This is a genomic window from Acinetobacter sp. YH12155, from assembly GCF_013418255.1.
GTDB classification, from domain to species: domain Bacteria; phylum Pseudomonadota; class Gammaproteobacteria; order Pseudomonadales; family Moraxellaceae; genus Acinetobacter; species Acinetobacter indicus.
Map to the genome: position 1 here is coordinate 24,494 of NZ_VPCK01000018.1, position 26,684 is coordinate 51,177.

The window sequence follows — 26,684 nt, forward strand, 5'->3', positions numbered from 1 at the left end:
GTGAAGTGTGGGCCATTTACATACAGATAAAAAAGTTTTAAATCGCATCAAGCGTTTACAAGGTCAGATCAGTGCGGTGGAACAGTCCATCCATGATCCGGAAAAAAGCTGTATCGAAGTATTACAGCAGGTGGCTGCGATTAAAGGCGCGGTTAACGGGCTGATGAATGAGCTGATTGAATCGCATTTGCGCCATCATGTCATTGGCGATGAGGTCGAGGTCAATGAAGTCGAACTGGATGAATTTTTAAAATTGTTAAAACGCTATACCTAAGCCCATCTTTCGATTGACCCACAAAATTCCTGCCTTTACACTGAAACGATCTTTTCTCATATCATGATACCTGAGCCAAAAAGCTGAGGTATTTTTTTATTCTCTCATGTCAAACGCTCAATCGTGGCAGCCGTTTTTAATGGTCAGCCTGGCGCTGTGTATTGGTACCGTTGGAACCGCACTGGCCAGCCCTTTATATCCCCTATATCAGGAGCTGTGGCAGCTGCTGCCGAGTCATATTACCTATCTGTTTGTAGCCTATATGTTCGGTTGTCTGGCCACTTTACTGTTTCTGGGGCGAACCAGTAACCGCTTTGGTTTTGTTCGCAGCTTGCAGGTCGGTATTGCCCTGGTCACGATTGGACTGATACTGTCAGCCTGGGCGCCGACAGCACTGTATTTGGGCCTCGGCCGCTTTATTATTGGGATTGCTTCGGGACTGATTACCACCTCTGCCATGCTGGGGCTGATGAATGTAGTGCCCGATAGCCATAAACTGCTGGCGCCACAGCTCAGCTCGATTATTACCGCAATTGGCTTTGGTTTAGGGCCATTTCTGGGCGGTGTGATTGCCCAGTTTGCCGAGCAACCGCTGGTCACGCCTTATCTTCCGGTGATTGTCAGTGCCATTTTCTGTGGGCTGGGCCTGTTCAAGCTAAAACAGCCTGCCTTTGAACAGCAGCCCTTTTCGGTTTATCCCAAATTGCAAACCCCGGATGCGCCGTATCAGGCTGCTTTTTTTCTGGTCAGTTTCGCTGCGTTTTGTGCCTTTGCCGGCTTTAGTCTGTTTGCTTCGCTGTCGCCGTCGTTTGTGCAGGATATTTTGCCCTGGCATGGGCCACTGGTCAGTGGTGTAGCAATTTCCGCGATTTTAATTATTTCAGCCATCGTCCAGTTTTTTGCCCGTAGCGTGCTGCCTGCCACGGCCTTGCGCTGGGGGCTCTATGCGCTGCTCGGCAGTCTGCTTCTGCTGGGGTTATGTATGTCGCTGCAATGGAGCCCGCTGTTCTTTGTCAGTGATGTGCTGGTCGGAATTGGGCATGGCTTGAGCTTATTGGGCGCCTTTGGCCTGATTCACCAGATGAGTCAGCCGCACAACCGCGCTGCAATTATGTCCAGTTATCTGTTTATTGCCTATCTGGGCACCATTGTACCGATTATTGCGGTGGGCTATTTATCAGACCATTTTGGCTTAAGTGTGGGTATTATCAGCTTCTGCATGCTGATTGGGCTGCTTTGCCTCAGCCTGATCTGGCAGCAGCGTAAAGTGCTAACCTTTTAAATTAATGCTGTTGAGTCGGGGATGATCAGGCACCCTCGGCCTGATCCTGGGTGCGGACAGACTGCGCTGCCAATCAGATGCTGACCATATCAACATCCACCAGATGATTGAATAGTTTTATTTCTCTGTACCGGGTTGATGTTCCAGCTCTTTCATTAAAAAGTAGTTTAAAAAGGTCCGAATGACCGCAATAATCGCCAGTTTGATCAGGCTGTCCATATCCGGATCGACCGTGGTGGCCAGAATATCCGCGGCCAGCTGAAACTCCAGCGCAGTGGCCAGCCAATTGCCAAAACAATAGCGCGCACTGCGGCCGGATTTTAGCTGAACCAGCACCATTAAGGTTTTGACCAGACCAATCACCACACAGACCACCGAGATAAACTCGAGCAACAGCTGCAGCACACTCACTAAAGCAACCAGTGACTCACGTAAATCAACCACCTCCAGCATGCCACACCTCCGGCAGTGTTTTTGTTGAACTGCATTCAGGATTTTATTGGAACAACTTGTAGGTTATTCACTCATCATAGCCTGAATATCGGGCAATAGAAGGGCGGATGGTGGGATATAGGCTAGCCCATACAATGTGACAGGCTGTTCCCTTAGAACATACAAAACTATTTAGGCTGAAATGACGAGATTGCCTGATAAAAAGCAATAAAAAAGCACCAGGTGGCTAACACCTGATGCTTTTAAATGCATAGCAAGCTCAGAGCGTGCTGCGCTTATTTTCCAATACAGAAAGAACCGAAAATTTTGCCCAGCAGATCATCGGCACTAAAATCTCCGGTAATTTCACCTAAAGTATTTTGCGCCAGACGCAGGGATTCAGCCACCAGCTCACCGGCATGATAATCCACCAGCTGCTCGCGCGCTTCGGCCAGATAGTACTGGGTGCGCTTCATTGCGTCTAAATGGCGAGTTCGGGCAATGAAGGTATCTTCTTCCGGCTGGAAGCCCGCATGCGCTGTAATCGCATCTATGAGCGATTGAACACCGGTTTCCTGCTTGGCCGACACGGTAATATGACGAAAACCCTGATAATCACCCATTTCTGCTGCTGCACCAGTCAAATCTGCTTTATTAGCAATCAGCATCAGACGTTTGGGTTCCAGATGATCGGCAAAATATTCCTGGGCCAATTGCAGCGGATCTTCACCCTGGCTCAGGTCATACACCAGCAGCAATAAATCAGCCTGTTCAATTTCTTTAATCGCGCGGCGGATGCCTTCTTTTTCCACCACATCACCGGTTTCCCGTAAACCGGCGGTATCGGTCAGGGTAATCGGCAAGCCATTTAAGGTGATTTTTTCATGCAGCACATCACGCGTGGTACCGGCAATATCGGTCACAATCGCCCGTTCAATCCCGGCTAAAGCATTCAGTAAAGATGATTTTCCGGCATTCGGTTTACCGGCAATCACCACCTGCAAGCCTTCACGCAATAATTGTCCCTGACGCGCCGATTGCTGTACCGCGGTGACTGAGCTGGCGACATCATCCAGCAGGGCCAGAATTTTGCCGTCGGCCAGAAAATCAATTTCTTCTTCCGGAAAATCAATTGCTGCTTCCACATGCAAACGCAGATGAATCAGTTTTTCTAAAACCGTATTGACCTTGGTTGAAAATGCACCTTGTAAAGAACGTACCGCAGAACGTGCTGCAGCCTGCGAGGTCGCGTCAATCAGGTCGGCAATCGCTTCGGCCTGTACCAGATCAAGCTTACCATTTTCAAAGGCGCGCATGGAAAATTCACCCGCTTTGGCTGCGGTCGCGCCGAGTTCCAGTAAACGTGCCAGCAGGGCATTTTGAATGACCGGGCCACCATGACCTTGCAGTTCCACCACATCTTCACCGGTAAAGGAGTTTGGATTGGGGAAACAAATCACCAAACCTTCATCCATCACCTCACCGCTAGCCTCATAAAACTGACGGAAGCCGGCAAAACGGGCTTTCGGCAGCTGCTTTTGGGTTAAGGCTTCAGCAATAGCATAGGATTTGGGACCAGACAGGCGAATTACCCCCACACCGCCACGCCCGGGTGGAGTGGCAATCGCAGCAATTGTTGTGGTTTGGGTCAGCATAAATTCACCTGTCGCAATGCTTAAAGTCGGGCCAAAAAAAATCCGCCTAAGAGTATCATCTTAAGCGGATTTATTCAGCTCGTCAGTACAACTTAGTTGACTGGGGTCGCTTCATCACGTTTGGCACGGTCTTTCTCAACAGATTTGTTGATCAGGCCTTGCTGCAAGATGGTGATCAGGTTGTTGACAATCCAGTACAACACCAGACCCGCCGGGAAGAACAGCAGGAATACGGTAAAGATGACCGGCATAATGCGGAAGACTTTAGCCTGCATAGGATCGGTCGGCTGCGGGTTCAGCATTTGCTGAATATACATGGTCGCACCCATGATCAGCGGCAAGATAAACCAAGGGTCCATTGCCGATAAATCCTGAATCCAGAGTAACCATGGCGCATGACGCAGCTCTACAGATTCCATCAGTACCCAGTACAGGGCCAGGAAGATTGGCATTTGCAGTAACAGCGGTAAACAGCCGGCCAACGGATTAACCTGTTCACGTTTGTACAGCGCCATCATCTCTTGCGAGAAGCGCATCCGGTCTTCACCGAACTCTTCTTTCATGCGCTGCATTTCAGGTGCAATCACACGCATTTTCGCCATAGAACGGTAGCTCTTCGACGATAATGGCCACAGAATCAGCTTCACCAGAATGGTCAACAGAATAATTGCCCAGCCCCAGTTCCCCACTAAGCCGTGGAAGAATTCCAAGCCTACAAACAGCAGTTTGGCAATTGGCCATAACCAGCCATAATCCACAGTCTGATTCAGACCAGTGGCCAGATCTTTCAGCTCTGACTGGATTTTTGGACCGCTATAGAAGGTCGCATCGACTTCTGCCACTGTACCTGCCGGTACATTAATGGTTGGCGAAGTAAAGCCGATAATATTCATATTATCGCCTGATTTACGCGATTCCAGCTTGGCGCTATACGGTTGGCCATCGGCCTGGGTCAGTTTCAGGTTACCCGGCACCCATGCACTCACGAAGTAGTGCTGTACCACCGCAACCCAGCCGCCAGTCGCTTCAACATTCAGTTTTTCTTCAGTGAAGTTGTCGAATTTCAGCTTGTTGTAGTGTTCATCCGGTGTCCCCCAGGCGCCGCCCAGGAAGGTACCCAAAGTGAAAATGCCCTGGTCCGATTTACCCGGATCATCCGAGTTATCGCGTTTGATCTGACCAAACATTTGACCTTGCCAGTTCTGGCCACTGCGGTTTACCACTTTGTGGTTGACCACAATCGGATATTCGCCTTGCTTGAAGCTGAAGGTCTTGATAATTTCTACACCGTCAGCAGTTTTGTACACCATTGGTACATTTAACACTTTCACCGCTTCACCGTCCTGATTCTGAACGGCTTTGGCATCTTCCAGGCTATAGCTTAATTTTTCAACTTCATAGTTTGGACGACCATTACGGCTGCTGTCTGGTCCATTCAGACCAATCAGGCCTGACTGAGCGACATAGGTACGTTTGTCATCGCTTTCAAGCATTACAAACGGTGCATCACTGTCTTTATTTTTGTCATGATTGAGTAATTCAACACGAACAATATCACCACCTTTTGGATTGATCCAAAGATGATAAAGGTCAGTTTGTACTGAAATAAGCTGCTGACTTACAGGTGCAGTGGCATCTGTGGTTTGAGTCTGCTGCGCTGAAATATTTGCCTGCGGTACATCAGAAGCTGCTGTAGCGGTTTGGCCATTTGGCAAATCTGCAGACACTTCATGTGAAACCACCGCAGCCTGTTGCTGTGGTTGGGTTTCAGCATTTCCATAATCTTTTTGCCAAGCCAAAATGAGCAAATAAGCGACAACAAACATGGCCCCGAGAATTGCAATCCTGGCCCATTGTTGCATATCTATTACCCCAAGTGGTTAGAGTGATTTTGGTTCAATAAACGTTCACGAAAGGGTACAGCAATGTGACCCGTTTGAGAATCTATTTGCTGAAATGAAATAAAACGAATTGCTTTGGCCGGTACAGGGTCATAGCCCGAACCACCCCACGGATGACAACGACAGATACGTCTAGTCGCCAGCCACACACCACGTCCGGCCCCATGGATCTGGACTGCTTCCAGGGCATATTGAGAACAGGTTGGAATATAGCGACAACGTGGTCCAAGAAGCGGACTAATCGCAATCTGATAGAAACGAATCAACCAATGCAGTAAACGTACCATTGGTCATCTCTACTGATGTGGGGAGGGAGCTATTTTAGAATGCTTTTTGGCAAGGCGGTGCAATTTCTGCCAAGCAAATTGTAATTGCTGATGTAACTCTGCATTTGGCACTGTTTCAATCCCCATTTTGGGCATCACCACAATATCCAGTACAGCCAATTGCTGTTGATGCAGGCGAAAACTTTCGCGAGCAAGTCGTTTTACTCGATTTCTTTCGTGTGCACGACGCACTTTTTTCTTGGCAACAACAATACCCAAACGGCTGTTCAGCAGTTCGGACGGTTTTGCCAGAAATAAGAAATGGGGTTGATGCACTTTAAAAAGCGCACCATCAAACACATCTTTATAATCGGCAGCACAGCGTATACGAAGCTCTGTGCTGAAGCCATAAAGTGATGTCATAACACCCAAGTCGATGCAGCGTGACTGATTAAACAGTTAAGCTGTGACGACCTTTTGCACGACGGCGAGCTAATACTTGACGACCAGCTTTAGTAGCCATACGAGCACGGAAACCATGAACGCGTTTACGCTTTAATTCAGATGGTTGGAATGTACGTTTCATGTCGAAACTCCAAAAATGATCTTTCTATAAAGGTCCGCGATTTTAGTGCTCATTGCTTGAGCTGTCAATCAAAAACACGGTTTTCCTTTAAAATAAGCCTAATTTTTATAAAAGGCCTTAAGTTTATCCAGGAATAGGTAATTGTACATATTCTGGCTTATTCACAAGCTATCCTATTGTTAAAAAATACAAAATAAGTTATAAACAATATTATTCACATAATTATCCACAAGACCATGTGAATAAATTTATTCTCTGCAGGTTTAAATTCGAATTTAAATTTATTTTCAGTTTATCCACATCCGAGCACGCTCTAATATATAAATTCAAATTTATAAATTTAAATTTATTCTTATTAGGGTGGCTTTTTTATGTGGAAAAGCAATTTTTAAATTTAAAAAACATAGACTTTGCATGTGGATAACTGTGTTTTTATATTTTTAATACATTGTGGATAACTTTATGCTATATTTTATCCACAGCTTGCGGATAAACTTATCCACACCAGCTTTTAAATTTAAATTTAGATCTTGATGTTTGTTTTTTGGCTAAATTCGCTCAATTTCTCATGACAGATGTGGATAACTTGGTTAGAATGGCGACCCGCTTGCAGCGGACGAATGCGTTTTAAATTTAAAATGGAATAAATAGGGGTTTTCACATGCTTTGGACGGACTGCTTAAATCGCTTGCGACAAGAGCTCTCTGGGAATGTCTTTACGATGTGGATTCGCCCATTAGTTGCAGAAGAATCAGAAGATACTTTACGTTTATATGCACCGAACCCGTATTGGACCCGCTATATTCAGGAACATCATCTTGAGCTGATCACGATTCTGGCCGAACAACTGTCTGAAGGACGGGTACGTAAAGTTGAAATCCTGGTCGATTCCCGTCCGGGCGCCATTTTATCGGCCAGTGAACAGCCGGCGACCACCACTGCTGCTTTAGAATCAACACCGGCACCGGTCAGCCGTCCAAAAAAGGACAAAGAAGAGAGTGGCAGCAAAAACAGCCGCAAGCGTCAGTTAAATCCTTTATTTACCTTTTCTTTATTTGTCGAAGGTCGTTCTAACCAGATGGCGGCAGAAACCTGCCGTAAAGTATTGACCCATCTGGGCGCCTCACAACATAACCCGCTATTTTTATATGGCCCGACCGGTCTGGGTAAAACCCACTTGATGCAAGCGGTGGGGAATGCCTTGTTGCAGGCCAAGCCGAATGCCCGGGTCATGTATATGACTGCTGAAAGCTTTGTACATGACTTTGTTAGCTCGCTACAGCAGGGCAAGGTTGAAGAATTCAAGAAAAATTGCCGTTCACTCGATCTGCTCTTGGTGGATGACATTCATTTGCTGGCCGGTAAAGAAGCCAGTCTGGTGGAGTTTTTCTATACCTTTAATGCCTTATTGGATGAATCCAAGCAGATTATTCTGACGTCGGACCGTTATCCAAAAGAACTGACCGAACTGGACCCACGTCTGGTATCGCGTTTTTCCTGGGGCCTGTCGGTGGGGGTAGAACCGCCCGATATTGAAACCCGGATTGAAATTCTATTAAAGAAAGCCGAAAGCAGTGGCGTCGATTTACCGCGCAACTGTGCCTTGTTTATTGCCCAGCAGGTGGTCGCCAACGTGCGTGAACTGGAAGGCGCCTTAAATAAGGTGGTCGCGATTTCCCGTTTTAAAGGCACCGCGATTGATCTGGATGTGGTGCGTGAATCTCTAAAAGATGTGCTGGCGATTCGTGCGCGTACCATCAGTACCGAAAATATTCAGCGTGTGGTCAGTGAATATTTCCGTATTCCACTCAAAGAGCTGGTCGGGCCAAAACGTACCCGGATTTATGCCCGTCCGCGGCAGCTGGCAATGGGGCTGGCCCGTGAACTGACCGGTGACAGTTTCCCTGAAATTGGCATGGCTTTTGGTGGTCGTGACCACAGTACCGTGATGCATGCCTGCGAGAAAGTACAAAGCCTGCGCGAAGAAGATCCAATCTTCAACGAGGACTATAAAAACCTGCAACGCCTGTTGCAAAGTTAGGCCGGTTTGGTCAAATTCTGTTCTTGCAATGCGGCATATTCTGCCGCATAGTACACTGCTAAAAAATTAATTTTTATCTTCATCATCTTCAGTTGTTAGAGGAATGTACCGTGCGTTTAAAAATCGCCAAAGAAAGCTTACTCAATGTTCTATCACATGTTGTAGGAGCGGTTGAACGTCGCCATACGTTAAACATTTTATCTAACGTGAAAGTTCAGGTGACCGAACAGGCACTGACCATTACCGGTTCCGATCTGGAAGTTGAGCTGGTGGCCAGTACGGTTCTGGCTGAAGGTGCATGTTTACAGGCGGGTGAGACCACAGTGCCGGCACGTAAACTGATGGATATCTGTAAATCTTTGCCGACTGCGGCTTTAATTGACCTGCAGATTACTGAAGATCAGCGCTGTATTTTAAAATCAGGCAACAGCCGTTTCGTGTTGGGCACTTTACCAGCCGAAGATTATCCGTTATTGGCCACTGAAAATACTCAAGGCACACAGGTAGCGGTGACTCAGCGTGAATTAAAACGTTTATTTGAAAAAACCGCCTTTGCCATGGCGGTGCAGGATGTACGTTTCTATTTGACCGGCACCTTGCTGGAAATTGATGAAAACCAGCTGCGCGCTGTGACTACCGATGGCCACCGTTTGGCATTATGTGAAACCGGTGCCTCCTCAAATGCGACGCAGCCAATTCAGGCAATTGTGCCACGTAAAGCCGTGGGTGAATTACAGCGTTTGCTCAGTATTGAAGATGAGCAGCTGTCTTTGTTAATTGGTCGTGAACTGTTAAATGTAACCATTTCCGTGCCAAGCCGTGACAAAGAGCAGGGTGATATTACCGTACGTTTCACCACCAAGTTAATTGATGGTAAATTCCCGGATTACCGCCGTGTGATTCCACGTGGTGGCGATAAAGTGGTGATGATTGCACATGATGTCTTCAAGCAGTCGTTACAGCGTGTGGCGATTTTAAGTAATGAAAAATTACGCGGCGTATTCCTGAACTTTAATGCAGATTCACTGCAATTACGTGCCAACAACCCGGAGCAGGATGAAGCGATTGAAGACCTGGCCGTGCAATACAACAATGCACCGCTGGAAATGTCGTTCAATGCTCAATATCTGCTGGATGTATTAGGTGCACTGGATGGTGATGATGTGGCGATGACCATGACCGAAGCCAACCAGTCGGTACTGGTGCAAGACCCAGCGCAGCAAGATCAAACCTATGTTGTGATGCCGATGCGTGTCTAAGCTTGTATGTGATCTGACACGATTATGCATATTACGCGTTTAAATATAGAACGTGTTCGAAACTTAAAAGCGGTTGCACTCGTCGGGTTGCAGCCGTTTAATGTCTTTTATGGTGCCAATGGCTCCGGTAAAACCTCGATTCTGGAAGCCATTCATTTACTAGCCACCGGTCGTTCCTTCCGTACCCATATCCCCAAAAACTATATTCAGCATGATGCCCAAGATGCGATTGTATTTGCCCAGTCGCCCACCGAAAAAATCGGCATGCAAAAACTGCTGTCTGGGGAACAACTGATTAAGGTCAATGGTGATCATATTGCCACCCAGGGGCAGCTGGCCAAACTGCTGCCGCTACAACTGATTGATCCGCAAAGTACTGATATTATCGACCACGGCGCCAAACCGCGCCGCCAGCTGCTGGACTGGATGATGTTCCACGTGGAACCAGAATTTTATCATGCCTGGCAATACTATTCGCGGGCCTTAAAACAGCGTAACAGCTTACTAAAAAACCGGCGTCATTTAAGCCTGGCAGAACTAGAACCGTGGAACCAGATGCTGAGCCAGTATGGTGAAATGCTGCATCTGCAACGCTACAGTATTATCGAGCAGTGGCAGCACTATTTTCAGCAGGATTTACAGCAGTTGTTGCCCGATTTAAATATTCGCTTGGAATACCATCCGGGATTTCATCCGGAACCGGGTTTAATGAGCGATTTGGTCAATCATCATCAGAAAGATGTGGAGCGCCGTTATACCGAATATGGACCGCATCGCGCAGATTTACGTTTAAAAACAGCGACGGGCGATGCCGATGTAGTGCTGTCACGCGGACAAAAAAAGTTATTGATCATGGCTTTAAAACTGTCACAGATTGCAATGCTGCATGCGTGCAATAAGGAAACTGTGGTATTATTAGATGATCTGACAGCAGAATTAGATTTAACCGCACAACGACGTTTAATTGAGCGATTGAGCCAACTTGGTAGTCAAGTTTTTATTACCACCTTAGACCATGAATCAGTGCAGAATCACTTACATGATTTGTCTATTTCCTATCAATTATTCAATGTTGAAAACGGTACTGTTCAAGTTGTTGTGCAATAGTTTTTTATCTTTGGATAGACCAGTTTTTACTAGGGAGAAACCATGAGTTCAGAAGATCAATCTGCCACTCAAACAGAACAAACCAATGAAAAGGCTTATGATTCCTCTAGTATCAAAGTATTACGTGGCCTAGATGCTGTTCGTAAACGCCCGGGCATGTATATCGGTGATACAGATGATGGTACCGGTTTGCACCACATGGTGTTCGAGGTGGTCGATAACGCGATTGACGAAGCGCTTGCCGGCCATTGTGACGAGATTCTAGTCACTATTCATGAAGATGAATCGGTATCTGTGGCCGATAACGGTCGCGGCATTCCAACCGACATTCACCCGGAAGAAGGCGTATCGGCTGCCGAGGTGATTCTGACCATCCTGCACGCCGGCGGTAAGTTCGACGACAACAGTTATAAAGTGTCGGGCGGTCTGCACGGGGTCGGGGTATCGGTGGTAAACGCCCTGTCGAGCAAACTAGAACTGACCATTAAACGTGCCGGTCAGATTCATCAGCAGGAATACCGTCATGGTGATCCGCAATATCCATTAACTGTGGTTGGTGAAACAGAAGAGACCGGAACCATGGTTCGTTTCTGGCCAAGTGCTGAAACCTTTAGCCAAACCATTTTTAATGTGGATATTTTGGCACGCCGATTGCGTGAATTGTCTTTCTTAAACGCGGGCGTGCGTATTGTATTGCGTGATGAACGTGTCAATTTAGAACATATTTTTGACTATGAAGGTGGTTTGTCTGAATTTGTGAAATATATCAATGCAGGCAAAACCCATCTGAATGAAATTTTCCATTTCACGACACAGGCTGAAAACGGAATTACCGTAGAAGTTGCTTTGCAGTGGAATGATTCCTATCAGGAAAACGTACGTTGCTTTACCAATAACATTCCACAAAAAGACGGTGGAACGCACTTGGCAGGCTTCCGTGCTGCGCTAACCCGTGGGTTAAACAACTACATGGAAAGCGAAAATATCCTGAAAAAAGAAAAAGTCGTGGTGTCGGGTGATGATGCACGTGAAGGTTTAACCGCGATTGTGTCGGTCAAAGTGCCAGATCCAAAATTCTCATCACAGACCAAAGAAAAATTGGTATCGAGTGAAGTGAAGCCTGCTGTTGAGCAGGCCATGAATAAATCTTTCTCTGAATATTTATTGGAAAATCCACAAGCGGCAAAATCCATTGCGGGTAAAATTATTGATGCAGCGCGTGCCCGTGATGCAGCGCGTAAAGCACGTGAAATGACCCGTCGTAAGAGCGCGCTGGATATTGCCGGTTTACCGGGTAAACTGGCCGATTGTCAGGAAAAAGATCCAGCTTTATCTGAACTGTATCTGGTCGAGGGTGACTCTGCGGGTGGTTCAGCCAAGCAAGGCCGTAACCGTAAAATGCAGGCGATTTTACCGCTAAAAGGTAAAATCCTGAACGTGGAACGTGCCCGTTTTGACAAGATGATTTCATCGGCAGAAGTCGGCACCTTGATTACTGCACTGGGCTGCGGCATTGGCCGTGAAGAATATAACCCGGACAAGCTGCGTTATCACAAAATCATTATCATGACCGATGCCGACGTCGATGGTTCGCACATCCGTACCTTGCTGCTGACGTTCTTCTTTCGTCAAATGCCGGAGCTGGTGGAACGTGGTCATATCTATATTGCCCAGCCACCGCTGTACAAGCTGAAAAAAGGTAAGCAGGAACAGTACATTAAAGACAATGAAGCACTGGAAACCTATCTGATTTCCAATGCCATTGATGAACTGGCCCTGCATGTCAGCGCAGATGCACCGGCGATTCGTGGTGAAGCACTGGCTTCGGTGATTGCCGATTATCAGACCTCGCAAAAGAGCCTGAGCCGTTTAACCTTGCGTTATCCAGCCAGCCTGTTAGATGGTTTGCTGGCGCAAGAGGCGTTCAAGCTGGATCAGGCGCATGATCTGGATTATGTACAGACTTGGGGTGAGCAGTTATGTGCCTATATCGCGGCCACTCAAAGCAGTTTACGTCCTGAACTCAGCATCGAAACCTTTGATAAAGAAGATGCGGAAGGACAGAAGTCTGCGATTTACTGGCCACGTATTACTATTTATGTACATAACCTGCCACATGCCTATTTGCTGGATGCCGGTTTACTCGGCTCAGGTGAGTACGCACGTTTGCTGAAGAACTCGAAGAGCTGGTTTAGCCTGATTGAAGAAGGCGCGTACTTGCAAAAAGGCGAGCGCAAGATTCAGGTCAACAGCTTCCATCAGGTCTGGCAGCATATTCTGCAGGACTCACGTCGCGGCATGATGATCCAGCGCTATAAAGGTCTGGGTGAGATGAACGCTGAGCAGCTCTGGGAAACCACCATGGACCCGGAAAACCGTCATATGCTGCAGGTGACCATTGAAGATGCGATTGAAGCAGACCGGATGTTCTCATGTTTAATGGGTGATGATGTGGAACCACGTCGTGCCTTTATTGAAGAGAATGCCCTGAATGCCGATATTGATGCCTAAGGGCATGATTTAAAAAAAGCGCCTGCGGGCGCTTTTTTGTTGGCGCGATGGATTAGGGCGTGAGAATGATTTTGCGGCAATCCTGTTCGCGTTGATCAAAAATACGATAGCCCTCGGCAGCATCGGCCAGTTTCATACGGTGGGTAATAATCACTTCGGGGGACAGGTCGCCATTTTCAATCCGTTCCAGTAATTCGGGCAGGTACCGATGCACATGGGTCTGGCCCATCTTGAAGGTCAGGCCTTTATCAAAGGCATCACCGAACAGGAAACCGTGAATTGGACCGGCATAGACGCCCGGCACACTGACCACGCCGCCACGGCGCACTGCGGCAATACACTGGCGCAGGGCAAAGCCGCTGGAGCCTTCCAGTTTCAGGTTGGTCATCACGGTTTCAATCATGCTGCCTTTGGCTTCAAAACCAATTGCATCAATGACCGCATCGACACCCCGATGGCCGGGAGTATTGTCAATAATAAACTCGGCCGCATCCATTTCATCAAAATTGACTGGAATCGCGCCATAGGTTTCATGGGCAAACTGCAGCCGGTAATGGTGATGATCGACCATAAAAATCTGTTCAGCGCCAAGCATCCGTGCACAGGCCGCTGACAGTAATCCGACCGGGCCGGCACCATAAATCGCCACACTGGAGCCTTTGCCAATTTGTGCATTGGTCACCGCCTGCCATGCGGTTGGCAGAATATCGGTCAGGAATAGCACTTTTTCATCCGGCAGTGAACCGGGAACTTTAAAAGGACCGATATTGCCTTTGGGGATTCGCACATAATCGGCCTGTCCACCCGGCACCCCGCCATAAAGATGACTGTAGCCAAACAGTGCTGCACCCGGTGGAATCTGTTTTTTATTCAGAATGGCGCCGCGGCCCGTATTGGTATTTTCACAGGAAGCGGTCAGCTCATGTTCACAGAAAAAGCAGTGACCGCAGGCAATTACAAAGGGAATAATTACCCGGTCGCCTTTTTTTACCGCTGTGACTTCGGGGCCGACTTCTTCGACCACGCCCATAAATTCATGGCCAAAAATATCGCCGTGTTCTGTGGCCGGAATTTTACCGCGATATAAATGCAGATCTGAGCCACAAATGGCAGTGGCGGTGACGCGAAGGATGACATCATCCGGTTCCTGAATAATTGGGTCAGGCACCGATTCAACTCTTACATCTCGGGTTCCATGATAGGTTAAGGCACGCATAGAATTTCCTCTCTTGGCTAGCAGAAGGCCAGACCCGCGCATTGAGCCGGCCACATTTCTTCATGATGAGATGCGCGGCTGTAAATTTATGTATAAAAAAACCGGCCAAGCTGTGTGCAAGAGGGCTTTATATTGCAGTTCAGTAAGTGCAATCAGAGCTAAAACGGAGAGGAAAACAGCTATTGGTGAGCATCCTCCTTGATCTTTTTAAAGAAAACAGACGGGCTAAAAAGAGGAGTGATCATAAAGTGGAAATAAAAAAGATAGCCACTGGGGCTATCTTGAGGGGAAGGTTTCGGAAGAAACGGGATTAACTGTTCTGGAATGATTGTTCCAGGGTTTCCAGTTCCATCATCAGTTCCAGCATGGTTTCTTCGGCCTGTTCCAGCGTGGCTTTTAAGCTGGTCTGTTCATTCATCAGCTTGAGCAGATCTTCTTTACGCGAAGCTTCATACAGGCTGCTGTCAGCCAGCTGTTCTTCAATACTGGCCAGACGGGGCTGGATTTTTTCAATCTGGCTTTCACATTGTTCAATTTTTTTCCGCAGCGGACGGGTTTCTTCACGGCGCTGCGCCGCCAGTTTGCGCTGTGCTTCTTTATCAACTTTGGCCGGTGCGGCAGTCTTGTTGGTACTTGCGCTGGCCTGTGCCAATGCGGTTTGGGCATTGATCTGCTGCTGACGGGCCTCACGTAACCATTTGGCATAATCCTGCAGATCACCGGCAAATTCAGTACAGCGTCCGGCATGCACCAACAGCAGGTCATCACAGACACTGGCGATTAGCTGACGTTCGTGCGATACCAGTACCACTGCGCCTTCAAAGTCCTGTAAGGCCATGCTCAGGGCATGACGCATGTCTAAATCCAGATGGTTGGTCGGTTCATCCAGAATCAGTACATTCGGGCGCTGCCAGACAATCAGGGCCAAGGCCAGACGGGCGCGTTCACCGCCGGAGAAGCTTTCGCACGGCGTATCCATACGTTCGCCGCTAAAACCAAAACTGCCGAGGAACGAACGTAGGGTGGCTTCACTGATCTGTTTGTCGGCCAGACGTGACAATTGCAGCATCGGGCTGGCTTGTGCATCCAGTGCATCCATCTGATGCTGGGCAAAGTAACCAATATTCAGCAGTTCAGAGGCTTTGCGCTGGCCATTTAAAAGCGCTAAATCACCAACCAGTGATTTAATTAGAGTAGATTTACCGGCGCCGTTCATGCCCAGCAGGCCAATACGCGAGCTTGGGGTAATCTGCAGACTGATTTTGCTGGCAATACTTTTGCCCGGATAGCCAATTTCTGCCTGATCCAGAGTCAGTAAGGGTGAACTCATTTTGGTGGGTTCACGGAAACTGAAAGTAAACGGGGTATCGACATGCGCCGGCGCCAGCAACTGCATTTTTTCCAGCTGTTTAATCCGGCTTTGCGCCTGACGCGCCTTGGTAGCTTTGGCTTTAAAACGGTCAATAAATTTTTGCAGATGTGCGCGGGCTTCAACCTGCTTTTCAAAGGCCTGTTGCTGCTGGGCCAGACGTTCGCTGCGGGTCACTTCAAAGGTCGAGTAATTGCCGGTATATAAGGTCAGTTCCTGATTTTCGATATGCAGGATATGATCGGTCACTGCATCGAGAAAATCGCGGTCATGTGAAATCAGGATTAAAGTGCCTTCATAGGCATTGAGCCAGTCTTCAAGCCATAAAATGGCATCCAGATCCAAGTGGTTGGTTGGCTCATCCAGAAGTAGTAAGTCGGAGCGGCTCATCAGGGTGCGTGCCAGATTTAAACGCATGCGCCATCCACCGGAGAAACTGGAGACATCCAGACGTAGCTGATGTTCCATAAAACCGAGACCGGCCATTAACTGGGCGGCTTTAGATGGGGCAGAATAGCCATGAATTTCATCAAAACGGCCATGTAATTGTGCCAGTTCGCTGTTACTGAGCTGTTCAGGTTGTGCCAGCTGTTTCTGAATCTGCCAGTATTCTTCATCGCCCGATAACACAAAATCCAGCGCCGGCATATCTAGGGCTTTGACTTCCTGGGCCATGTGCGCAACGGTCCAGCCCGATGGACGGGTCAGGCTGCCTTCATCTGCCCCCAGTTCTCCCAATAAGGCGGCAAATAAGGTCGATTTGCCGGCGCCATTGACTCCGGTGAGGCCAACTTTCCAACCCGGATGGATCTGCATGGACGCTTTTTGAAATAAGACACGACCACCACGGCGTAAAGAGACTTGGTCAAATTGAATCATTGGACTCACTAAACTCAGGAACAGAATGCGCCTATTCTAAAGGATGCGCTCTGGAAAACAAAAAGCTGGCGCAGTTTATTTCAGGTGCTACAGCAACACATCGAAAAAAATAATGAAAAAGCGGGCGCCGTGTCATCTATCGGAAAGCGGCTATGCAGGGTTTTTTTATAAAACCAAGCCCGATATATTAAAATTTCTGATAAAAAACAAAAACAAATGTACGGTGACAAAAATGAAAAACGGAGTTTTGTTGTTGTCGACACTGGCCTTGTGTGGCGTCAGTGGCCTGGCTCAGGCCAATCCGCAGGTCTGTGTTTTTGATCTGTTGGGACGGGCCGGAGAATCCTATAAATTGCTGGAAGAATGGGCCTTGGCCAGCAAGCGCTGGGGCAGCAATGTCAGTCTGAAAGCCTATCAGGATGAAGCCCAGGTCGAGCGCGATTTTAAGGCGGGCAAGTGTGATGGTGCCTATATGACCTCAATGCGGGCGCGGCAATACAATAAATTTGCCGGTTCGATTGATGCACTGGGCGGTGTGCCAAGTAATAGCATTGCCCAGAAAGCCATTAGTTATGTGCTGGACCGGCGCAATAACCGCCGTCTGGTGACCCGGATTGGCCAGGAAACCTTTGAAGTGGCTGGCATCGGCCAGATTGGCTCGGCCTATATTTTTGTTAAAGATCGGGCCATGAACTCGGTTGAGCACATCAAAAACCGGAAATTTGCGATTCTGCATTATGATCCGGCACAAAAAATGATGGTGGAGCGGGTCGGTGGTATTGCAGTCGATTCCGATATTTCCAATTTTGTACGCAAGTTTAATCAGGGCGAGGTTGATATTGTGGCCGCACCGGCCTATGCCTTTAAACCGCTGGAAATTGAAAAAGGTTTGGGCACACGCGGTGCCATGATTGATTTTCCGGTGGTCAATGTCACGGCGGACCTGATTATCCGGCCAGAAAAATTCGCAGATGGTTTTGCAGTGCAGTCCCGGCGCTGGTTTGTCCAGCAGATTCCGAAAAACTTTGCCATGGTGAAACGTCTGGAAGCGGAAATTCCAAATAAATACCGCACCCGACTCAGCAAGGAAGATCAGGACAAATACCAGAAACTGCTACGTGATGGCCGCATCGAACTGACTGAAAAAGGCATTTATGATGGCTCGATGATGCGGGTCCTGAAACGGGCACGTTGTACGGTAGAACGCACCAATTTTGAATGTTCACTTGGCGGTGAATAGAGAAAATGGTTATAAGTTTGTAAAAAAGTGGCCACGATGTGTAAATTTTCGCCGCGCTATCTGAAATTTTTAAGCCATTGAAAATGCTGCTGATCTCTGCAATTTGTGGGTTTGAGATCAGCAGCTGTATAAATTGAATTGGTCACGATTTAAAAATATTTGGAGTAAAAGCTCTATTTTTTTAAAAACAAGTTGCTTAATATTCAGCAAGTGTATGGACACTCTTGATGAAAGACGATTCTGTAAGGACAAATACAATGAAAAAAACAATTCTCGCGCTTTCTGCGCTGGCTACTTTGGGTATGGCCAGCAATGCTCAGGCAGCCAAAGTCGATGTATGTATCTTCGATTTACTCGGCAAATCTGGTGAATCTTATCAAATGGCCCAGGAATGGGCGCTGGCTGCAAAAGGCTGGGGCGCAGACATTAACCTGATTCCCCGTCAGGATGAAGCCGTGGCCGATAATGACTTTAAAGCCGGCAAATGTGATGCGGTTTTCCTGACTGCGATGCGTGCCCGTCAGTACAATAAATTTGCCGGTTCAATTGATGCGCTGGGCGGTGTGCCCAGCAATGCCATTGCCCAACGTGCGATTACCTTTGCCCTGGACAAACGTAATGCCGGCAAAATGGTCACCAATCTGGGGGGGAAAAAATATGAGGTGGCGGGAATTGCACCTTTAGGTTCGGCCTTTATTTTTGTCCGTGACAAGAATATTGATTCGATTGAAAAAGCTGCCGGCAAGAAATTTGCGGTACTGGGCTATGACGATGCACAAAAAATTATGGTGCAACGTGTCGGTGCTCAAGCGGTAATCTCCGATGTGTCTAACTTTGTGGCGAAATTTAATAATGGCCAGGTCGATATGGTTGGTGCGCCAGCCTATGCCTATAAGCCGCTGGAAATCTATAAAGGCTTGGGCAGCAAAGGCGCCATGTTTAATTTCCCGGTGCTGCATGTGACGGCTGATTTAGTGATTAGTCCGGAGAAATTCCCGGCCGGTTTTGGCCAGAAATCGCGTGACTGGTTCTCGAAAAACCTGCCAAAAAGTTTGGGTATGATTAAACGTCTGGAAGCAGGCATCCCGGCCAAATACAAAATGAACCTGAGCGCGGAAGAGAAAACCAAATACCAGAAGCTGTTACGTGAGGGGCGGATGGATATGACCAAGCGCGGTATTTATGATGCGTCGATGATGAGCGTACTCAAACGTGCCCGCTGCTCTGTCGATAAAGCCAACTTCGAGTGTTCACTGGGCGGTGAATAAGCTTCATTTTTAAGGAAAAACAACCCGGCATCTGTGCCGGGTTGTTGCATCTGGAACCTTGTCACTTGGGCCATTGCAGTTCAGGTCAAATCACGTAAGCTAATCAAAAATAATAGTTTCATCTTTGCTCAAGCCTAAAAAATAGAGATGAGTTGTTTCATCCAAGGCATACAGACAGGAGGAGCAGGAGAGGGTGATCTCCAAAGGTAAAAAGAACAAGGATGGATAGGCAAAAACAGCTTTTTAAAATATTAAACACTTCAGTACAACTGAAAACAACAAGAACAGCGATAAAGGAAAGATCAATGAAATATTATGCTCAAGGCATCGCACTGGCTGCAGTGATGGGACTCGGTGCGACTGCAGCACAGGCCAAGCAGACAGTGTGTGTCTTTGATTTGGTGGGAAAAAGTGGTGATGTGTATGCGCTGATGCTGGACTATCAGCTGGCGGCCAAAGCCTGGGGCGCCGATATTGAACTGCGCGTCGGGCAGAATGAAGCGGTAATTGCCGAAGATTTTAAAGCCGGTAAATGTGACGGGATTAGTGTCACCGGTATGCGCGGGCGTCAATTTAACAGCTTTACCGGTTCTCTGGATGCGATTGGTGCAATTCCCGATTTAAATCTGGCGGTCAAAGTCATGCAGGGACTGGCCAGTCCGAAATTTTCCCGCTTTATGACTCAAGGCCAGTATGAAGTGGCTGGTGTAGTGCCTGTCGGTGATGCCTTTTTAATGGTCAATGACCGCAGTATTAATACTGTGGCCAAAGCTGCCGGTAAAAAAATTGCGGTCCTGGATTATGACCAGGCACAAAAAATTATGGTGCAGCAGATTGGCGCGCAGGCAGTCAGTTCAGATGTCACCAACTTCGGCAGTAAATTCAATAACGGTCAGGTCGATATTATTGGTGCGCCGGCCGCCGTGTTTAAGCCACTGGAGCTGCATAAGGGCTTGGGCAGTAAAGGCGCGATTGTGAATTATCCGATTTTACAGGTGACTGGCAATATTATTATTCGCCCGAACAAGTTCCCGGCCGGTTTTGGCCAGAAATCACGGGAATGGGTCAAAGGTCAATTACCGCGTGCCTTTAACATCTTGGGTAAAATGAAAGCCGATATTCCGCAAAAATACTGGATGAATATTCCGGCAGCCGACAAACCGGGCTATCAGAAGATGATGCGTGAGGCGCGGATTGACCTGACCAAACGTGGCATTTATGACAAACGCATGATGAAGCTGCTGTGGCAATTCCGCTGTAAGCAGGATCCGAAAAACTTCGAATGCGGCCTGCAGGATGAGAATTACAAATAATCCTGATAAAATTAGTCTGAATTGACTTTGAATTGAACATGACTGACCATATATTGGGTATGTTATACTTGATATGTGGTCTTTTCTGTTAAAAGACATTTGAATCGAACGAGGAATCCGACATGAATGCCCAAGCCCTTGTGCTGACTGACAATGCTGCGAACAAAGTACGCCAATTGCGTGACAGTGAAGGCAACCAAGATTTAATGTTACGCGTTTATGTGACCGGTGGTGGTTGTTCGGGCTTCTCTTACGGCTTTAACTTTGCTGAAAGCATGAATGAAGATGATGCTGAATTCGTGAATGGTGACGTAAAAATGCTGGTCGATTCACTTAGCTATCAATATCTGGTCGGTTCAGTGGTGGACTATTTAGAAGGTCTGGAAGGTTCACGTTTTGTGGTTCAAAATCCGAATGCCACGACTACGTGTGGCTGTGGTTCTTCTTTCTCGATTTAAGCAGAATTTTAAAATACTCAGCCCTCTATTTTGAGGGCTTTTTTAATATCTTTTTTAATACAAAGAGATTGGCCTAGACTGCGGTCAATGTTCCTAAAATCCGGTAGCCTTTGGCCCCGGTCACAGCCGGGAAATTGCCACTTTGCTGGTTGAGAAAACGCATCGCCAGCCAGGCAAAAGCAGTGGCTTCCACCCAGGTCGGGTTAATGCCTAAATCCGCCGTGGTCTGTACACTCCACTCATGTTTGCGTAAGCGCCAGCGCAGCTGTTCCAGTAAATAGGAATTATAGGCACCGCCACCACAGACATAGACTTCACCGGTGTCCATGCCGGAGCGGTAAATGGCTTTTTTAATCGCGCGGGTGGTCAGTTTTAACAAGGTGGCCTGTACATTTTCCGGGGTATCTTCCAGTTCCTGATAGGCCAGGTCATTGCGCCAGTCGGCAATCTGCTCATCCAGCCATTCCAGGTTGAAATCTTCACGGCCGGTACTTTTTGGCGGCTCTTTGGAAAAATATTCATGTGCCTGCAGCCGGTCCAGCAGGCTGCGAATTGGTTGGCCATAAGCCGCCCAATTGCCGTTTTCATCATAAGGCTGGCCGGTGTAGCGTTCACACCAGGCATCCATCAGGATATTGGCCGGGCCGGTATCAAAACCATAGACTTTTTCCGGCTGTCCGGCAGGCAACATGCTGACATTGGCAATCCCGCCCAAATTCAGAATCACCCGGTGGATGCTGTCATGCTGGAACACATCCTGATGAAAAGCTGGTACCAAAGGGGCACCTTGTCCACCGGCAGCCATATCACGCCGGCGGAAATCCGAGACCACCGGCAGCTGGGTTATTTCAGTAATAATATTCGGGTCACCAATTTGCAGGGTAAAGCCATGTTCAGGCCGGTGGCGGATGGTCTGGCCATGTGAACCAATGGCACGAATCTGGCTGCGATCAAGCTGGTGTTCTTCAATCAGGCGGTTAATGCCATGTCCAATCATTTGCGCCAGCGCCACATCGGCCTTGCCCATCCGGTCAATTTCATTGTCATCCGGCAGGGTCAGGGCCATCAGTTCATCGCGTAAATCGGGATCGAAGCTCAGGGTCAGGGTGGCATGAAGCTGTAAAGGATCAAAAGAAGCAGCAACAATATCGACACCATCCATACTTGTGCCGGTCATTACCCCAATATAGATCGCTGTCATGGTTATTCTTAAGCCTGCAATGTGCTGAAAAAGTGTTAGTATATCGCACAAATTGAATAACTGATGTGTTTGGGTTTTGTGATGTCAAATTTCTTGCCAGCTGAAGAACAACTTGCCCTCATCCAACGAGGTACGCATGAAATTATTTCTGAAGAAGATCTTCTAAAGAAATTAAAAGAGAACCGTCCTTTAAAAATTAAAGCGGGCTTTGACCCGACTGCACCTGACCTGCATTTGGGTCATACGGTTTTAATTAACAAGCTGAAAGTGTTCCAGGATTTGGGGCACGAGGTCTTCTTCCTGATTGGTGACTATACTGCCATGATTGGTGACCCGACCGGTAAGAGCGCGACCCGTCCGCCGTTGTCACGCGAGCAGGTACTGGAAAATGCCAAAACCTATCAGGAACAGGTGTTCAAGATTCTCGATCCAAACAAAACCAAAGTGGTGTTTAACTCGGAATGGTTTGCCAGCAAAACTGCGGCCGATTTAATTCAATTGGCCTCACAGCAAACCGTGGCGCGTATGCTGGAGCGTGATGACTTCACCAAGCGTTATAACAACCAGCAACCAATTGCGATTCACGAATTCCTGTATCCGCTGGTACAAGGCTATGACTCGGTGGCTTTAGAAGCTGACGTAGAGTTGGGTGGCACCGACCAGACCTTTAACCTGCTAATGGGCCGTACCTTACAGGGCCGTTATAACCAGGAAGCACAGGTGTGTATTACCGTGCCAATTCTGGAAGGTTTAGATGGCGTCAACAAGATGTCGAAATCATTGGGCAACTATATTGGTGTATTTGATGCCCCAGGCGCGATGTACCAGAAAGTGCTGTCTATGCCGGACTCACTGATTGAGCGTTATTTTGACCTGCTCAGCTTCAAGTCTGTGGCAGAAATCCAGCAGTTACTGAAAGAAGTGGCTGAAGGCCGTAACCCGCAGGATGTGAAAAAGATTCTGGCGCTGGAACTGGTCGAGCGTTTCCACGGTGCAGAAGCTGCAGCCAATGCGCATAAAGGTGCCGGTAACCTGATTACCGAAGGTGAATTGCCAGAAGGTACACCAGAAGTGACCATTTCACGTGGCGAATATGGCGGCGAGATTTTCATTGCTTCTATTTTACGTGCAGCAGGTTTAACCAAAAACGCGGCACAAGCCAAAGATGCTGTCGGTCGTGGTGCAGTGAAAGTTGATTGGCAACCAGTCGATGCCTCATTCTCGGTAAAAGAAAACGTGACCTTGATTGTGCAGGCCAGTAAAAAGGCCATTGCCAAAGTCACCTTTACCGACTAAAAACGCAGTTAAGTATTTGAATTAAAAAGCAGGCTTCGGTCTGCTTTTTTTATGATATTGCTTATAAGATATTTAAATATTTAAATTTAAAAAAAACCTTATAAAAACAAGAATTAAATTTTTCCGATTGTCTTGATTTTGTCATATTTTATGTTTAAGATTTATCCGTCTAAATATGTGGTGTCTACATATCTAGAGGGTAAATTGCTATTTGATGACGTTTCATCCCCAAGAAGCGCGGAAATAGCCGAAAATAATAATGACAATAACATATGGATCCGTAAAAGATTCAACTCCGAGGGAGAGATTTTGGGAGAGATCTCTTTCTTTTTTTTATCCAAAATTTAGCCTTTGACCTGAAAAAAGCGGTTTTTTGAGCAGCTGGAGCACTATCTGCCCCATGGTTGCCCGCTGCAAAAATCCGGCGTATAAATAAATCCGGATCATCATTTCCATATAAAAAATAAACTCGAGCCAGAGGGAGCGCATGTATTCCTATAATACCGATACCCATGATCAGCAGCTGGATGCCATTTTACGTTTCCTGTTTGAATATCAGCCGCAAAGTGAAAAGCAGTTTGCCTATCAACCGGTCAAGACACTGTTTGAGCAATTAGAGCTGTCGGCCATGTATCAGCTATTTGCCCTGATTCACGAGCAACTGCCGCGCAAAGCCAGACTGCTGTTTGCTGCCGAAGATTATCGCGGTAAACAGGCACTGGTCTTAGAAGTCATGCAGCATATTCGCGAACGGGTTTAACTATTGTCATGAAATCTTGATCGTTTTTTCATCTGTCTTACATGTTCAGGCCACAGACTCAATCAGACAATTCCAATTAAAACACTGAGTCTCAGGGTAATTGCCAGATGAACGTATTGAATAAAAAAACCATATTATCAATAGCCTGTCTTTCTGTTTTCATGACAGCCTGCGGGGATAATGACCGTCAGACTACTACACCGACACCAGTAGTCGAGGGTAAAGCCGTTGAACTGAATATTCTGCATATCAATGACCATCACTCCCATTTAGATGAAGAGCACTGGAACTTTAGCTTGGCACAAGGGGCTGAGGAAGAAAATTATAGCGTCAGCCGGGGTGGTTTTGCCCGTGTCGCCGGGTTAATCAACCGTCTGACAGAGGAATATCCGAATGTGATTAAACTGCACAGTGGTGATGCGATTACCGGCGATCTGTATTTCAACCTTTCTGAAGGTAAGGCCGATGCAGATGCCATGAATACGGTCTGCTTTGACAGTTTTGTGCTGGGTAATCATGAATTTGATGCCAAAGATGCAGGCCTACAGAAATTTATTAACTATCTGGATGCCGGTAACTGTGCCACATCAACCCGTATTGTATCGGCCAATGTGAATTTCGGCCCATCTTCGCCGCTGTATCAGACCCAGCGCATTGAAAAGTCTTTTATATTTGAACGTGACGGTGAAAAGTTTGCCATTATTGGCCTGACCATTGCCGACAAAACCAAAAATGCCTCTCAGCCGAACAGTGACACTACGTTTGCTAATGAAATTGAAGCGGCTCAACAGGAAATTGATCGCCTGAAAGCTCAGGGTATTCACAAGATTATCCTGCAAACCCATACCGGTTTTGCCCTGGATCAGCAACTGGCTGCGGCTTTAACTGATGTTGATGTAATTGTTGGCGGTGATTCACATACCTTATTAGGTCCGGACAGTTTAGAGGCGGTCGGCCTGAGTCCGAGTGGTGCATATCCGACCCAAGCGCGAAATAAAGATGGTGATCTGGTCTGTATTGCCCAGGCCTGGCAGTACAGCTATGTAGTGGGTGATTTAAAGGTCAGGTTCAATCCGCAAGGTCAGGTGGAACAGTGTAGTGGTACACCGCACATTTTAGTGGGCGATGACTTTAAGCGTGAAAATACCGAGAGCAAACAGTTTGAAGCCTTAAATGCAACCGAACAGGCGGCGCTGCTGGAGCGTTTTAAAGCGGCGAATATTCCGATGCAGGTGGTCAGCCCATATACCGCGACCTTAAATGTGCTGCTGCCATATCAACAACAGAAACAGAATTTTGCCAGCACGGTGGTGGCTCAGGCAACCGATAACCTGTGTTTACGCCGTGTACCGGGGACGCAGCGCGATACCAGCCGTTCTAGTCTGGGCGATATCTGTAACCAGAATCCGCATGTCATTGCTCATGGCGGCGATATTCAGCAGATGATTGCCGAAGCCTTCTTGCAACAAGGTAAAGTGTACTTTGATGCCGATCTGTCATTCCAGAATGGTGGTGGGGTGCGTGTGGATGTCGCGGCAGGTCCAGTCACCGTAGAGAAAATCTATCAGGTACTGCCATTTAAAAATACACTGGTCCGTTTGGATATGACTGGTGCAGAAATTAAAGCCACGCTGGAAGATGCGATTAGCGGTGTGGTCGAGCAGAGAAATACTGGCAGTTATCCATATACTGGTGGTTTACGCTGGCAGGTAGATTTAACCCAGGCCAAAGGGCAGCGTATTAGCCAGCTGGAAGTGCGTAATACAAGCGGTAGTTATGAAGCACTGGTCTTGGATCGAACCTATAAAGTGGTGACTATCGACTTCCTGGCCAATGGACAGGACTACTATAGCAGCATGAAAGAGGTGACAGGCGAGCGCCGTATGGACGTGGGCCTTGATTATGCCGAAGCGTTTTTACAATATGTGGAGCGTTTACCGGGAACAACCGGACAAAAAGCGCTCGGTAAATTGCCAACAGCGGATTACAGCACGCAGAAATTTACTGAATAAGATAAAAAGAAAGACAGCAAAAAATCCCGTTCGCGGGATTTTTTCTTTTGAATTGTGCAAAAAATAAGTGAAAAACCGGTTTTTTTAGCTGTTTCGTAGAAAAAAGATACATACGTGAAAAATAAAGTGAATTGGGGCTTGCAATGATTCTGAAATCCTCTAGAATGCACCCCATACCGACGAGATACACGGTGATGAACGAGGCGGATCGCTGAGTTGTCGAGTGTTTTGAGTCCAGCTTCTGGCACTGACGAGGTGTTGGAAAGATCATTAAGAGATTATGAAGAACAACTTGTGTGGATTTTTACTGGTTGATTAATCGAATATATTTTCATTAATTGATTGGTTTAAATTACTC

General features: G+C 47.3%; 22 protein-coding genes. 13 read left to right on the top strand and 9 right to left on the bottom strand.

Features of this window, described 5'->3' with window-relative positions:
- Nucleotides 1-7 precede the first annotated feature (7 nt).
- Entirely contained in the window at nucleotides 8-274 is a 267-nt protein-coding gene (locus tag FTU86_RS11160; protein ID WP_005181098.1) for a metal/formaldehyde-sensitive transcriptional repressor, read from the top strand.
- A 139-nt stretch (nucleotides 275-413) separates the two neighbouring features.
- Nucleotides 414-1,556, top strand: a complete 1,143-nt coding sequence (locus FTU86_RS11165) for an MFS transporter (protein WP_005181100.1) — start codon at nucleotides 414-416, stop codon at nucleotides 1,554-1,556.
- 117 nt (nucleotides 1,557-1,673) lie between these two features.
- On the opposite strand, the gene FTU86_RS11170 is transcribed toward FTU86_RS11165, so the two are convergent.
- From FTU86_RS11170 to rpmH, 6 genes are all read right to left on the bottom strand, one after another.
- Nucleotides 1,674-2,009: a DUF1622 domain-containing protein gene (locus FTU86_RS11170; protein ID WP_005181102.1), complete on the bottom strand. Its 336-nt coding sequence runs from the start codon at nucleotides 2,007-2,009 to the stop codon at nucleotides 1,674-1,676.
- 275 nt (nucleotides 2,010-2,284) lie between these two features.
- A complete protein-coding gene (gene mnmE / locus FTU86_RS11175) occupies nucleotides 2,285-3,640 on the bottom strand; it encodes a tRNA uridine-5-carboxymethylaminomethyl(34) synthesis GTPase MnmE (RefSeq protein WP_180048511.1) in 1,356 nt (451 codons plus the stop codon).
- A 95-nt stretch (nucleotides 3,641-3,735) separates the two neighbouring features.
- Nucleotides 3,736-5,505 carry a membrane protein insertase YidC gene (gene yidC, locus FTU86_RS11180; RefSeq protein WP_075168111.1) on the bottom strand — a complete coding sequence of 590 codons (1,770 nt, stop codon included), beginning with the start codon at nucleotides 5,503-5,505 and terminating at the stop codon, nucleotides 3,736-3,738.
- A 5-nt stretch (nucleotides 5,506-5,510) separates the two neighbouring features.
- Nucleotides 5,511-5,831, bottom strand: a complete 321-nt coding sequence (gene yidD, locus FTU86_RS11185) for a membrane protein insertion efficiency factor YidD (protein ID WP_045795963.1) — start codon at nucleotides 5,829-5,831, stop codon at nucleotides 5,511-5,513.
- Between the two features lie 9 nt (nucleotides 5,832-5,840).
- A complete protein-coding gene (rnpA, locus tag FTU86_RS11190; RefSeq protein ID WP_005181120.1) occupies nucleotides 5,841-6,233 on the bottom strand; it encodes a ribonuclease P protein component in 393 nt (130 codons plus the stop codon).
- A gap of 28 nt (nucleotides 6,234-6,261) precedes the next feature.
- Entirely contained in the window at nucleotides 6,262-6,396 is a 135-nt protein-coding gene (gene rpmH / locus FTU86_RS11195) for a 50S ribosomal protein L34 (RefSeq protein ID WP_000831329.1), read from the bottom strand.
- Nucleotides 6,397-7,057: 661 nt separating this feature from the next.
- Here rpmH and dnaA point away from each other — a divergent pair.
- From dnaA to gyrB, 4 genes are all read left to right on the top strand, one after another.
- On the top strand, nucleotides 7,058-8,437 hold the full coding sequence (dnaA, locus tag FTU86_RS11200) for a chromosomal replication initiator protein DnaA (RefSeq protein ID WP_104470782.1): 1,380 nt from the start codon (nucleotides 7,058-7,060) through the stop codon (nucleotides 8,435-8,437).
- Between the two features lie 110 nt (nucleotides 8,438-8,547).
- Nucleotides 8,548-9,696 carry a DNA polymerase III subunit beta gene (gene dnaN, locus FTU86_RS11205; protein WP_016659767.1) on the top strand — a complete coding sequence of 383 codons (1,149 nt, stop codon included), beginning with the start codon at nucleotides 8,548-8,550 and terminating at the stop codon, nucleotides 9,694-9,696.
- A gap of 24 nt (nucleotides 9,697-9,720) precedes the next feature.
- Complete coding sequence (gene recF, locus FTU86_RS11210) at nucleotides 9,721-10,803, top strand: DNA replication/repair protein RecF (protein ID WP_168397923.1); 1,083 nt, start codon at nucleotides 9,721-9,723, stop codon at nucleotides 10,801-10,803.
- A 42-nt stretch (nucleotides 10,804-10,845) separates the two neighbouring features.
- Nucleotides 10,846-13,314, top strand: a complete 2,469-nt coding sequence (gyrB, locus tag FTU86_RS11215) for a DNA topoisomerase (ATP-hydrolyzing) subunit B (RefSeq protein WP_160242676.1) — start codon at nucleotides 10,846-10,848, stop codon at nucleotides 13,312-13,314.
- Nucleotides 13,315-13,366: 52 nt separating this feature from the next.
- Here the strand turns inward: gyrB and FTU86_RS11220 are convergent, their stop codons facing one another.
- Together FTU86_RS11220 and FTU86_RS11225 are read right to left on the bottom strand one after the other, a co-directional pair.
- A complete protein-coding gene (locus tag FTU86_RS11220) occupies nucleotides 13,367-14,530 on the bottom strand; it encodes a zinc-dependent alcohol dehydrogenase (protein ID WP_005181133.1) in 1,164 nt (387 codons plus the stop codon).
- A 310-nt stretch (nucleotides 14,531-14,840) separates the two neighbouring features.
- Nucleotides 14,841-16,778 (bottom strand): ATP-binding cassette domain-containing protein, encoded by a 1,938-nt coding sequence (locus FTU86_RS11225; protein WP_180048506.1) that lies wholly within the window; start codon nucleotides 16,776-16,778, stop codon nucleotides 14,841-14,843.
- A 232-nt stretch (nucleotides 16,779-17,010) separates the two neighbouring features.
- Here FTU86_RS11225 and FTU86_RS11230 point away from each other — a divergent pair, with 232 nt between their 5' ends.
- From FTU86_RS11230 to erpA, 4 genes are all read left to right on the top strand, one after another.
- The gene (locus FTU86_RS11230; protein WP_034598267.1) at nucleotides 17,011-18,018 is read left to right on the top strand and encodes a putative solute-binding protein; all 1,008 of its coding nucleotides are present in this window, start codon (nucleotides 17,011-17,013) and stop codon (nucleotides 18,016-18,018) included.
- Nucleotides 18,019-18,275: 257 nt separating this feature from the next.
- Nucleotides 18,276-19,286, top strand: a complete 1,011-nt coding sequence (locus tag FTU86_RS11235; RefSeq protein ID WP_016659761.1) for a putative solute-binding protein — start codon at nucleotides 18,276-18,278, stop codon at nucleotides 19,284-19,286.
- 344 nt (nucleotides 19,287-19,630) lie between these two features.
- Entirely contained in the window at nucleotides 19,631-20,599 is a 969-nt protein-coding gene (locus FTU86_RS11240; RefSeq protein WP_171065126.1) for a putative solute-binding protein, read from the top strand.
- Nucleotides 20,600-20,721: 122 nt separating this feature from the next.
- Nucleotides 20,722-21,057 carry an iron-sulfur cluster insertion protein ErpA gene (gene erpA / locus FTU86_RS11245; RefSeq protein ID WP_005181144.1) on the top strand — a complete coding sequence of 112 codons (336 nt, stop codon included), beginning with the start codon at nucleotides 20,722-20,724 and terminating at the stop codon, nucleotides 21,055-21,057.
- 73 nt (nucleotides 21,058-21,130) lie between these two features.
- Here erpA and FTU86_RS11250 read toward each other — a convergent pair whose 3' ends face one another.
- Nucleotides 21,131-22,258, bottom strand: a complete 1,128-nt coding sequence (locus FTU86_RS11250; RefSeq protein ID WP_005181147.1) for an anhydro-N-acetylmuramic acid kinase — start codon at nucleotides 22,256-22,258, stop codon at nucleotides 21,131-21,133.
- A 63-nt stretch (nucleotides 22,259-22,321) separates the two neighbouring features.
- Here FTU86_RS11250 and tyrS point away from each other — a divergent pair, with 63 nt between their 5' ends.
- The 3 genes from tyrS (at nucleotide 22,322) to FTU86_RS11265 (ending at nucleotide 26,326) form a co-directional block, all read left to right on the top strand.
- Complete coding sequence (gene tyrS, locus FTU86_RS11255; protein ID WP_005181149.1) at nucleotides 22,322-23,554, top strand: tyrosine--tRNA ligase; 1,233 nt, start codon at nucleotides 22,322-22,324, stop codon at nucleotides 23,552-23,554.
- A 487-nt stretch (nucleotides 23,555-24,041) separates the two neighbouring features.
- Nucleotides 24,042-24,314, top strand: a complete 273-nt coding sequence (locus FTU86_RS11260) for a hypothetical protein (protein WP_005181154.1) — start codon at nucleotides 24,042-24,044, stop codon at nucleotides 24,312-24,314.
- 107 nt (nucleotides 24,315-24,421) lie between these two features.
- Nucleotides 24,422-26,326 (top strand): bifunctional UDP-sugar hydrolase/5'-nucleotidase, encoded by a 1,905-nt coding sequence (locus FTU86_RS11265; RefSeq protein WP_180048505.1) that lies wholly within the window; start codon nucleotides 24,422-24,424, stop codon nucleotides 26,324-26,326.
- Nucleotides 26,327-26,684: the final 358 nt, after the last annotated feature.